10 protein-coding genes and 1 pseudogene are annotated in these 12,454 nt (G+C 21.9%); 9 read left to right on the forward strand and 2 right to left on the reverse strand.

Annotation, left to right across the window (positions count from 1 at the left end):
* The first annotated feature begins 69 nt into the window (after positions 1–69).
* On the forward strand, positions 70–1,584 hold the full coding sequence (locus tag H0H41_RS01215; RefSeq protein WP_185872429.1) for a Do family serine endopeptidase: 1,515 nt from the start codon (positions 70–72) through the stop codon (positions 1,582–1,584).
* Positions 1,585–1,656: 72 nt separating this feature from the next.
* Here H0H41_RS01215 and H0H41_RS01220 read toward each other — a convergent pair whose 3' ends face one another.
* Together H0H41_RS01220 and tgt are read right to left on the reverse strand one after the other, a co-directional pair.
* Positions 1,657–2,730, reverse strand: a complete 1,074-nt coding sequence (locus tag H0H41_RS01220) for an LptF/LptG family permease (RefSeq protein WP_185872430.1) — start codon at positions 2,728–2,730, stop codon at positions 1,657–1,659.
* The gene (gene tgt, locus H0H41_RS01225) at positions 2,727–3,851 is read right to left on the reverse strand and encodes a tRNA guanosine(34) transglycosylase Tgt (RefSeq protein ID WP_185872431.1); all 1,125 of its coding nucleotides are present in this window, start codon (positions 3,849–3,851) and stop codon (positions 2,727–2,729) included. The genes H0H41_RS01220 and tgt overlap by 4 nt, the downstream gene beginning before the upstream one ends.
* A gap of 96 nt (positions 3,852–3,947) precedes the next feature.
* Between tgt and rsmH the strand changes: the two genes are divergently transcribed.
* From rsmH to H0H41_RS03070, 8 genes and pseudogenes are all read left to right on the forward strand, one after another.
* Positions 3,948–4,856, forward strand: coding sequence for a 16S rRNA (cytosine(1402)-N(4))-methyltransferase RsmH (gene rsmH, locus H0H41_RS01230; protein WP_185872432.1), 909 nt, complete (start codon positions 3,948–3,950; stop codon positions 4,854–4,856).
* Between the two features lie 16 nt (positions 4,857–4,872).
* Entirely contained in the window at positions 4,873–5,244 is a 372-nt protein-coding gene (locus H0H41_RS01235; RefSeq protein WP_223843735.1) for an FtsL-like putative cell division protein, read from the forward strand.
* 10 nt (positions 5,245–5,254) lie between these two features.
* Positions 5,255–7,228, forward strand: coding sequence for a penicillin-binding protein (locus H0H41_RS01240; protein WP_185872433.1), 1,974 nt, complete (start codon positions 5,255–5,257; stop codon positions 7,226–7,228).
* Positions 7,225–8,685, forward strand: coding sequence for a UDP-N-acetylmuramoyl-L-alanyl-D-glutamate--2,6-diaminopimelate ligase (locus H0H41_RS01245; protein WP_185872434.1), 1,461 nt, complete (start codon positions 7,225–7,227; stop codon positions 8,683–8,685). The genes H0H41_RS01240 and H0H41_RS01245 overlap by 4 nt, the downstream gene beginning before the upstream one ends.
* Positions 8,686–8,723: 38 nt before the next feature.
* Complete coding sequence (mraY, locus tag H0H41_RS01250) at positions 8,724–9,911, forward strand: phospho-N-acetylmuramoyl-pentapeptide-transferase (RefSeq protein ID WP_185872435.1); 1,188 nt, start codon at positions 8,724–8,726, stop codon at positions 9,909–9,911.
* 6 nt (positions 9,912–9,917) lie between these two features.
* Positions 9,918–11,278 (forward strand): annotated as a pseudogene (gene murD / locus H0H41_RS01255) (UDP-N-acetylmuramoyl-L-alanine--D-glutamate ligase).
* The gene (locus H0H41_RS03065) at positions 11,265–11,714 is read left to right on the forward strand and encodes an FtsW/RodA/SpoVE family cell cycle protein (RefSeq protein ID WP_262887258.1); all 450 of its coding nucleotides are present in this window, start codon (positions 11,265–11,267) and stop codon (positions 11,712–11,714) included. Before murD ends, H0H41_RS03065 begins: the two are co-directional and overlap by 14 nt.
* 56 nt (positions 11,715–11,770) lie before the next feature.
* Positions 11,771–12,436, forward strand: coding sequence for an FtsW/RodA/SpoVE family cell cycle protein (locus H0H41_RS03070; RefSeq protein WP_262887259.1), 666 nt, complete (start codon positions 11,771–11,773; stop codon positions 12,434–12,436).
* Positions 12,437–12,454: the final 18 nt, after the last annotated feature.

A 12,454-nucleotide genomic window follows, 5' to 3' on the forward strand; every position in this document is an offset into this window, starting at 1 on the left:
AAATATAAATATAAAATATAAATAACTATAATTTAATTAACTAATAACTAATAACTAATAACAATAACTATGAAAAAAATAGTTTTTTGTATTATACTTAGCAGTATGATAAGTTCAATTATAACTATTGCTGCATATAAACAATATACTAAAGAAGATCCTTTAATTTTTCCATATACATCATCTTCTTATTCTTATTTTCCAAAAACAAAGTTCACTTCATCAGATCCATCATCATTAGTTAGTTCTGCAGGATTACCTGATTTTACAAGAGTCGTAGCAAAAACAATAAATGCAGTAGTAAATGTAAAAAATTATTCAAAAAAATACAATAATCAATTTGATCCATTTGATTTCTTTTTTGGATTTCCTGATGATTTTGGAAATAGAGGAAAAAAATCTCAAAAAAATGACTTTCCTGGACTTCATGGATCAGGAGTTATCATATCACCTGATGGATATATTGTAACGAATAATCATGTTATAAAAGATGCAGAAAAAATTGAAATTACTCTTTATGATCAAAGATCATATAGGGCCAAATTGATAGGAACGGATTCAAGTACTGATATCGCATTATTAAAAATAAATGATAAAAATTTACCTTTTATTTATTTTTCAGATTCTAATAAAGTTCAGATAGGAGAATGGGTTTTAGCAATTGGAAACCCTTTTGATTTAAATTCAACTGTAACAGCAGGTATTATAAGTGCAAAAAATAGAAGTTTAGGAATATTAAGAGGAGAAACACAATCAGCTATTGAATCTTTTTTTCAAACAGATGCAGCTGTAAATCCTGGAAATAGTGGAGGGGCTTTAGTTAATACAAATGGAGAATTAATTGGAATTAATACTGCTATTTCTTCATCTTCAGGAAATTTTATAGGATATAGTTTCGCTGCTCCTTCTAATTTAGTAGCTAAAGTTATACAAGATATAAAAAAATACGGGGCAGTACAACGTGCATATTTAGGTGTAAGAGGAATGGATTTATCTAAAATCGAATATATAAAGGATTATAATCAAGAAACACATCAAAATATAAAAACACAACAAGGTTTTTTAATAGGAGAAGTATTTGATAAAAGCGGAGCTGCAGATGCAGGTTTAAAAAAAGGAGATATTATAAAAAGTATAGACGGTACTATAATACAAAATGTAGCAGATTTATCATTTATTGTAGGAACAAAACATCCAGGTGATAAGATTAAAATAAATATTATCCGTAATGGATATAAAAAAAATTTTAATGTTATTTTAAGAGACTTACAAGGAAGAAAAAAAATAAGAAGTAAAGAGGAAATTAATCCTTCCGAATTATTAGGAGCAACATTTGAAAAACTTAATAAAGAATATAAAAAAGATTTTGGAATTGATTATGGAATTAGAATAAAAGAAATTAGAACAGGTCGTTTAAGTTCTATAGGAATGGAAGAAGGAGATATTATTTTATCTATTAATGGAGAAAAAATGAAAAAACCTAATGATGTTGATCGTATTTTAAAAAAATACTCAGGAGATGTTACTATAAAATTAATTAAACAAAATGGACAAGTATATATAGTAGGATTTGAAATGAATTAATTGGTAATCGTTGCATAACATAACGAACTAACTAATAATAAATAATGATATACTTGATGAAGTAAATTTTTTTTAATGATTTTTATAATAAAAAAATATTGTAATTATTCCTAAAATAACATTTGGTAGCCAAATAGATAAAAAAGAAGGTATATAATCTTTTATAGAGTATATTTTTGTAATTTCTGTGAAAAAAATATAAAAAATAACTAATATAATTCCTATAATAATACCAATTTCACTTTTTTTTCTTTTTGAAGAAAGAGATAATCCTAAAATAGTGAATATAAAAGTTGAAAAAGGTAAACTTGTTCTTTGATAATATTCATTTAAATATATATTTACATTTCTGTTTTTTTTTTCTATATCTATAAATTTTTTTAGTTCATAAATATTCATAGTTTCTGCTATATATTCTTCTGGTAAAAGTTCTTCAGGAGTAAAAAAAAATTTTTTTATTTTATAATCTCCTTTAATAAAGGAATCATAATTTTTTTTTAATGTAATTTCTTTATAATCAAATAAAATATATATTTTATTTTTTTTTGACCAAAAAATATTTTTAGATTTTAAAATATATATTAATTTTTTACCATTAAATTTTTGATAGACAAATTCTTTTCCTATATTTTCTTTTTTTGAAAAATTTTTCATAAAAATATATTCATTTTTTGAAATTTGAATACTAACTGTTTGATTTTTTTCATATTTTTTTTTATATCTTGGACTTAATAAATATTGATAATGAAATTGATTTTTTTTTTTATTAGATAAAGGAAGAAAATAATAATTTATTAATAATGCTACAACTCCTATTATAAAAGCAGATATTAAATAAGGAAAAGTTAATCTATTAAAACTTATTCCGCTTGATAAAATCGCCGTAATTTCTGAATGTTTTTCTAATTTATATGTAAAAAAAATAACAGATAAAAAAACGGAAATAGGAGAAAAAGTATTAGCTAACCAAATAGACCAAAAAGGATAATAAAAAATTAAGGCATTTTTAATAGATCCTTGATTATTTTCTAAACGATGCATACGTTGAGAAATATCTATCACTATAGATATAAATTGTAAAGAAATAGTAATAAATATGAAAGTGAACAAAACATTACGAATAATATAACGGTCCAAAATTTTCATAAACGTTCTTTTAATAAAGGAATAATAGATTTTTTCCAAGAAGAAAATTTATTATGCATGATATGAACTCTTGCTTGTTTAACTAAATTTGAATAAAAAGATAGATTATGTATAGAAGCTATTTCTTTTCCTAAATTCTCTTTAGATAAAAAAAGATGTCTAAGATAAGATTTACTATACAATTTATCTACATAAGAATTTCCAAATTCATCTAAACAAGAAAAATCTTTTTCCCATTTTTTATTTTTTATATTCATTATACCATTCCATGTAAATAACATTCCGTGACGTCCATTTCTTGTAGGTATAACACAATCAAACATATCTATTCCAAGAGATATTCCTTCTAAAATATCTACAGGATATCCAACTCCCATTAAATATCTAGGTTTTTCTTTAGGTAATAAATCTGTTAATAAATCAGTTATATTATATGTTTTTTCTTTTTCTTCTCCTAAACTTAATCCTCCTATAGCATAACCTTCCGATTCTAATAAAGATATTTTTTCTACAGAATATTTTCTGAGATCTGGATAAATACTTCCTTGAATAATAGGAAAAAAACTTTGCTTATAATTATATATTTCTGGATTCTTTTGTAAATAAGAAGAACATTTCTTTAACCAAAGATGTGTTTTTTCTAAAGATGTTTTAGCTTCTTGATAACTACAAGGAAAAGGAGGAAAATGATCGAAAGCCATAATAATATCTCCACCGATAAAACGTTGAATTTCCATAGATTTTTCTGGAGAAAAAAAATGATAAGATCCATTTATAATAGATTTAAATACTACTCCATATTCTGTAATTTTATTTAATTTTCTCATAGAAAAAATTTGAAAACCGCCACTATCTGTTAGTATAGATTCTTTCCAATTCATAAAAGAATGAATTCCTCCTACTTTATGAAATATTTCAATTCCTGGTTGTAAATATAAATGATAAGTATTTCCTAAAATTATTTTCGATATTTGATATACATCATGTACTGGAACATTTTTTACGTAACCTTTTGAAGCTACTGGCATAAAAATGGGAGTTTCTATTTTTCCATGATCTGTCTGTAAAATACCAGCCCTTGCTTTAGAAAAACGATCTTTTTTAATTAAATCAAATTTCATTTAAAAAAATTTTAATTATAATGAATGATAAATGCACAGAAAAACATATACTGATAAAACATAATTTCGTTATATAATATATTTTTATAAAAAAAAATGAACTTTCAACATTTTTATTTTCATCATAAACCAGTTCTTCTAAAAGAAAGTATAGAAAATTTAATTACAGATAAAAATGGAATTTATGTAGATGCAACATTTGGTGGGGGAGGACATTCTTATGCTATTTTAAAAAAATTAAATAAAGAAGGAACTTTAATAGCATTAGATCAAGACAAAGAATCTATAAAAAAAAATTTTATTAAAGATAAACGTTTTCATCTTTTTCATAAGAATTTTATTTATATACGTAATATTTTAAATGAAAAAAATATTAAAAAAGTATCAGGAATATTAGTTGATTTAGGTATTTCATCTTTACAAATAGATAATCCTATAAGAGGATTTTCCAATAAATTAAATTCTACTTTAGATATGAGAATGAATCAAGAATCTTCTTATTCTGCTAAAAATGTTCTTAATGAATGTTCAAAAAAAGAGTTATTTAATATATTTTATGAATATGGAGAATTTAAAAATGCAAAAAAAATTGTAGAAAAAATACTTAAAAAACGTATTCAAAAAAAAATTATTAACACTTTTGATTTAATTCATCTTTTTTCTATTCATGGATCTTTTAAAGAAAGAAAAAGATTTCTTGCTAGAATTTTCCAATCTATACGAATAGAAGTCAATGATGAAATAAATATTTTAAAGAATTTTTTATTAGAATCTTCTAAAATTATTATACCAGGAGGTAGAATATCTGTAATTTCATATCATTCTATAGAAGATAGAATCATAAAAAATTTTTTTAAAAAAGGAATTTTAATAAATAAAATGAATTTTAAAACTATTCCATTCAGAATGATACATAAAAAAGTTATTAAACCAAGCTATAAGGAAATTATAAAAAATTCAAGATCCAGAAGTGCTAAGTTAAGAATAGCAGAAAAATTAAAATAATAATTGTTTAAATGCAATGAAAATGAAAAATAACATTCAAAATATTAAAAATAATATAAAATATTTCCTAAAAGGAAAATTTTTAATCAAAGAAGATGCCTATCGTAGTTGGAATTTCATTGTTTTTATGACTATACTATCTTTAATAAGTATTACTAGTTCACATTTAATGGATAAAAAAATTAGAACAATAACTCAAATTAGTGAAGAAATTAAAGAATTAAAATCAGAATATGCAGATTTACATAGTAAATGTATGAAAAAACAACTAGCTTCTTTTCTTAGAAAAAAATTAGTTAATGGATTAAAACATTTAGAAGGACCTCCATACGAATTAGTTGTAGAAAAAGATCAACAAAAAAAAGAGATGGATTCAATAAGAAAATAAAGAATAAAGAATGAAACAAAAAAGATATATTATATTATATAAATCTTACTTAATTGGTTTTGTATTCATTTTTATTGCAATATTAATTATTGTCAATTTATTTTATATTCAAAATTATTCAGAAAAATATAAAAAATATATTTTAAAAAAAACAATTAGAACTAATTTAATTAAAGCTAAACGTGGAAATATTTATGCTTCAGATAGTAGTATTTTAGTTATGTCTGTCATAAAATATGATATTCATATTGATTTTAAATCAATATCTGAAAAGTTATTTCAAAAAAATATTCATTCTTTATGTAATTCATTAGAATATTTATTTAAAAAACCAAAATTTTTTTTCTATAAAAAATTTCAATATGAAAAAAAAAAGGGAAATAGATATTTTTTATTAGCAAAAAATTTAGATTATCCACATTTTAAAATATTACGACATCTTCCTATTTTTAATAAAGGACAAATTAAGGGAGGGTTTATTGTAGAAAAAAAAGTATGCAGAATTCACACATTAGAAAATATTGGAAAAAGAACATTAGGATATGATGATCATAGAGGTAAAGTAGGATTAGAAGGAGCATTTAGTAAATATTTAAAAGGAAAAGATGGAAAAAGATTAGAACAACGTATTAGTTCTAAAATATGGAAACCATTAAAATTAGGAAATGAAATAGATCCAGAAGATGGAAAAGATGTTTATTCTACTATAGATATATATATACAAGATATTGCTTATCATGCATTATTACAAGAATTGTATATATCTCAAGCAGATCATGGATGTGTTATTATCATGGATGTAAAAAGTGGAGAAATACCTGCTATGATTAATTTGGAAAAAACAAAAAAAAATACTTATGAAGATTTAAGAAATTTTTCAGTATGGGAAGGGAATGAACCAGGTTCCACATTTAAAACAATGGCTATTCTTGCAGCTTTAGAAGATAAAAAAATAAATCTTGATATGATAGTAAATATAAAAGGTGGAATAATGAAATTAAGAGGTAAAAAAATACGTGATAGTCATTATAATGGATATGCAAAAATAAATCCAAAACAAATTTTAGAATTATCATCCAATGTAGGAATAGCAAAAATTATTTATGATAATTATAAAAATAATCCAAAAAAATTTATAGAACATTTATGTAAATGGCATCTTGATAAAAAAATAGGTATAGATATTCCAGGAGAAAGTATGCCTTTTATTCCAAAACCTGGTGGAAAAAATTGGAGTAGTATTACATTACCATGGATGACTTTTGGATATAATCTTAAATTAACTCCTTTACAAATACTTACTTTTTATAATGCTATAGCTAATAAAGGAAAAATGGTTAAACCTTTATTTATTAAAGAAATAAAATATCATGGTAAAAGTATCAAAAAATATATAAAACCTATTATAAGAAATCCTTCTATAGCTCAAAAGTCTTCTCTTATAAAAATTCAAAGTATGTTAGAAGGAGTTGTTAAAAATGGAACAGCTAAAAAATATTATAATACAAAATATCCTTATGCAGGTAAAACTGGAACAACACAGTTAAACTACTGGATTAAAAATAAACCTTTAACTTACAATAGTTCTTTTGTAGGATATTTTCCTGCTAAAAATCCAAAATATTCTTGTATTGTAGTTATTTCAAAACCAGAAAAAGGATATTATGGTATTGAAGTTGCTGTACCTGTATTTGATACAATAGCTAAATCTATTTATCCAAAAATAATAAAAAAAACATTCTATAAAAAGAAAAAAAATAAAGAAGATTTATTGAAACAGATTAAAAAACCAAAAAATTTATTTGTTAATAAATGTATTATGCCTAATCTAACATCCATTCCAGGAATGGATATTATTCCTTTACTAGAAAATATGGGTTTTAATATTCAATATAAAGGAATAGGAAAAGTTGTTAATCAATCTATTAATCCAGGAAAAAAATTAAAAAAAAATCAAATTATATTTCTTAAACTAGAAGAATGAAAAAAAAATTAAAAGATATTCTCAAAAAAGTAAATATATTAAAAATAATAGATAAAAATCCTTCTAAATTGATAGAAGGAATTTCTATTTCTTCCAAAGAAATACAAAAAAATATGATTTTTGTGGCTCAAAAAGGAAAAATACAAGATGGTCATCAATTTATTATAGATGCTATAAAAAATGGAGCTAATACTATAGTTTGTGAAAAAATTATTTATCCTATTTATAAATATATTACTTACGTATTGGTTGAAGATTCTATAAATGCTTTAGGAATTATATCTTCTAATTTTTATGATAATCCTACAAAAAAAATAAAATTAATAGGAATAACTGGAACAAATGGAAAAACGTCTGTTGCAACTATACTTCATCAAATTTTTTCTAGAATAGGAGAAAAAAATATTCTTATTTCTACTATTGGTATAAAAATATTATATAAAAAATATCCTACAACACATACTACTCCAAATATTATTGAAATAAATAAATATTTAAAACTATCAATTTGTAAAGGATGTAAATATGCTTTTATGGAAGTTAGTTCACATGGAATTCATCAAAAAAGAATTTCAGGATTATTATTTCAAGGGGGAGTTTTTACTAATATTACACATGATCATTTAGATTATCATGAATCTTTTGATCATTATTTATCTACTAAAAAAATTTTTTTTGAAAATTTACCTAAACAATCTTTTGCATTAATTAATTCAGACGATAAAAATTCACATAAAATTATAAAAAATATTTTATCTAAAATATATTTTTATGGTTTAAAAAAAAAGACAAACTTTAAAATTAAAATTTTAAAAAAAAGTATTCATGGAAGTCTATTATTCATTGATGGTCATAAAATTTTCACTAATTTAATAGGAACATTTAATGTTTATAATCTATTAGCTAGTTACGCTACAGGAATTTTACTAGGGAAAAAAAAAGATGATCTTATAAAAGAAATAAAAAATATAAAACCTATTAGAGGTCGTTTTGAACAATTTGTATCAAAATCAGGAATTCGTGTTATTGTAGATTATGCTCATAATCCAAATGGATTGAAATCTGTTTTAAATACACTTAATAAAATAAAAAATAATGATTGTAAATTAATTTGTATTATAGGATGTGGAGGAAATAGAGATATAAAAAAACGTTCTTTAATGGGAAAAATTGTTTATGAGAAATGTGATATATCTATTTTTACATCTGATAATCCTAGAGAAGAGGATATGGAAAAAATATTAATTGATATGAAGAATTTCAAATCAAATTTGAATAAAAAATCTATTATAACTTTTATAAATAGAAAAAAAGCTATTGAAACTGCAATTCAAATTGCAAAAAAAAAAGATATTATTTTAATTGCTGGGAAAGGACATGAAAATTATCAAGAAATTAAAGGAATACGTTTTCCTTTTAATGATATGAAAATAGCTAAAAATTTATTAAAAAATTAATTTTATCAAATATAGAAAATAATGAAAAAAATAAAAGTATGATGAATCATTATTTGAAATATTTAATTTTTATTTATATTAATTCTATTTTTTATAGATCTATAATTGCTTTTTTTTTATCATTTTTTTTAGCATTTATTTGTTATAAAAAAATTATATGTTGGAATTATAGAAAAAAAAATAATATAAATATAGGAGAACATATACGAGATCTTGGTCTTATTGGACAAAATAAAAAAGAAGGAACACCAACAATGGGAGGAGTTATAATGATATTTTCTACATTAATTTCTACAATATTTTTTTCTTCTTTAAATAATATATATGTTATTATATTAATAATAACAACCGTATATATAGGATGTATTGGATTTTTAGATGATTATATTAAAATTAAATATAATAAAAAAGGACTTAGTATAATGGGTAAAATATTAAGTCAGATTTTATTAGGATTTTTTATTGGAAGTATTATGTATTTTTTTAATACAAATGATCCTATTCAAAAAAGAGATTTTAATTTTTTTCTTAAAAAAAAACATGGTTACAAAACAACTATACCCATTTTTTATTCTAATCATAATAATGAATTTGATTATTCTTATATTTTAAGTTGGTATAATAAAAAATGGAAAAAATATACATGGATTGTTTTTATTCCTATAATGATTTTAATTATAACATTTTTATCTAACGGAACTAATTTAACTGATGGAATAGATGGATTAACAGCCGGAATTTCTTCTATTATTTTTGCTACTTTATCTTTATTATCTATCATATCTAGTAATAAAATATATTCATCTTATTTTCATTTTATATATATTCCTCATTTAGAAGAAATAATCATATTTTCTTTTTCTTTTTTAGGTTCTTTAATAAGTTTTCTTTGGTACAATACTTATCCTGCTCAAATTTTTATGGGAGATACTGGTAGTTTAACTATAGGAGGAGTTATAGCAGTTATATCTATAATAAATAGAAAAGAATTCATATTACCTATTTTATGTGGAATTTTTTTTATAGAAAATATTTCTGTTATAATACAAGTATTGTATTTTAAATATTCTAAAAAAAAATATGGTATAGGAAAAAGAATTTTTTTAATGGCTCCTTTACATCATCATTTTCAAAAATTAGGGTATCATGAAAACAAAATTTTTCATCGTTGTGTTATTATACAAATGATGTTTTCTATATTAGTATTTATTTTATTAATTATATAATAAAAAATGAAAAAAAAATTAGTAATATTGGGAGGAGGAGAAAGTGGTATAGGAGCCGCTTTATTAGCTAAAAAAAATGGATTAAAAATATTTTTATCTGATTCAGGAATTATTTTAAAGAAATACAAAAAAATTTTAATAAAAAATAAAATTCCTTTTGAGGAAAAAGGTCATACAGAAAATATAATTACTAAAGAAACTATTAAAATAATAAAAAGTCCTGGAATTTCAAAAAAAAATGTTTTTATAAAAAAAATTCATTTTTTAGGAATTCCTATTCAATCTGAATTAGAATTTGGAAAAAGTTATTTATATAATTCTTATATTATAAGTATTACAGGAAGTAATGGAAAAACAACAACAAGTACCATCCTTTATAAAATTATTAAAAATGAGGGTATTAATGTAGGAATAGCAGGAAATATTGGACATAGTTTTTCTAAAGAAGTTATCAAAAAAAAAAAGTTTATGTATTAGAAGTAAGTAGTTTTCAATTAGATGATTGTTACAATTTTAGATCAAATATTGCCGTTTTATTAAATATAACAAAAGATCATTTAAATAGATACGACGATAATATTGAAAATTACATACAATCTAAATTTAGAATAGCAACTTTACAGACAAAAAAGGATATTTTTATTTATAATTACGATGATCCTCTGATAAAAAAAGGATTAAAAAAATACCCTATTTTTTCTTTTTGTATTCCTTTTTCTATAAAAGAAGAATTACATATTGGTGCTTATATAAAAAATAATAAAATATTTATTAGAAATAAAAATAATCAAGAAATATATTTTTTAAATGTAAAAGATATTCCTTTAATAGGAGATCATAATTTGTATAATATTATGGCTTCATTAATTATATCTGAAATATTAAATATTCAAAAAAAATCAATAATTTCTATCATATTAAAATTAAAACCTATAGAACATCGTCTTGAAAAAATTATTAATATAAATGGAGTTCAATTTATTAATGATTCTAAAGCAACGAATGTTAATGCTGTTTTTTATGCATTAAAAAGTATAAATGGACCTATTATATGGATAGCAGGAGGAAAAGATAAAGGAAATGATTATATAGAATTAATTCCATTTGTTCAAAAAAAAGTAAAATTTATAATTTGTTTAGGAAAACATAATAAAAAAATTATCAATTTTTTTAAAAATATTATTGATATTATTTTAGAAACAAAAAGTATTCAAGAAGCTGTTTATATGGCTTATATATTATCTGATTATGGAGATAATATTTTACTATCTCCTGCTTGTTCAAGTTTTGATCTTTTTAAAGATTATAAAGAAAGAGGTAATAAATTTAAAAAAGAAGCTAAAAAACTTTTTTATGAAAAAATATGAAAAAAATAAATCTATTTTCAATAAATATATAAAAGGAGATAAATATTTATGGGCTTTTATTTCTTTATTATCTATATTTTCTTTTTTACCAGTATATTCCGCTAGTACTAATTTAGTAAGTACATATGGAGGATCCAATACAGTTTTTAATTATTTATTAAAACATGCTATTTTTTTATTAATTGGTTTTTGTATTCTTTTTTTTACTCAATTTATAGATTATAAATATTTTTACCGTATGTCTATATTTTCTTTACCTATAGTATTCATTTTATTAATTTTTACTATTAGTCAGGGAAAAGAATTTGATGGAGTAAATGCTTCTCGGTGGTTACATATTCCTATTATTAATATATCTTTTCAAACTTCAAGCATTGCTGGATTAATTCTTTTTATTTATTGCGCTAGATATTTAGCTAAAAAAAAAAACATATAAGTTTTGTTAATTCTTTATTTCCTTTATTATTTCCCATATTTTTTATTATTGGTCTTATTTTTCCAGCTAATGGTTCTACTGCAATTATTGTTTTTATTTCTGTTTTAATTTTACTTTTTATAGGAGGATATCCATTTATAGGTATTATGGGAGTTTTATCAATGGGAATTTTATTTGCAGGAATATATATTTATTCTGTTATAAAATGGGGAGATAAAAATCCTATGAATAGAGTTTATACATGGAAGAGTCGTATAGAAAAATTTTTAGATCATGAATCTGAAGGAAATTATCAAATGAAACAATCTAAAACTGCAATTATTTTAGGAAATAAATTTGGTCGTGGACCTGGAAAAAGTGTTTTAAAAGCTTTTCTTCCTCAATCTTCTTCTGATTTTATTTATGCTATTATAATAGAAGAGTATGGTTCTTTTGGAGGAATAATACTTTTATTTATTTATATTCTAATTTTATTAAGAATTATGATAATAGCTACAAAGGTTAAAAATTATTTTTGTTCTTTATTAGTATTAGCTGTTGGTTTTCCTATTATAAATCAAGCACTCATTAATATGGGAATAGCTGTCGGATTATTTCCAGTAACAGGACAAACTTTACCATTAATTAGTGCTGGAGGGACTTCTATGTGGGTTACTTTTTTTAGTTTTGGAATCATATTAAGTGTTAGCAGAATAATATATGATAATTCAACTAATAAATAATAAAATTATAATTCATTC

It is taken from the genome of Blattabacterium cuenoti (assembly GCF_014252255.1).
In the GTDB taxonomy this organism is placed as follows: domain Bacteria; phylum Bacteroidota; class Bacteroidia; order Flavobacteriales; family Blattabacteriaceae; genus Blattabacterium; species Blattabacterium cuenoti_J.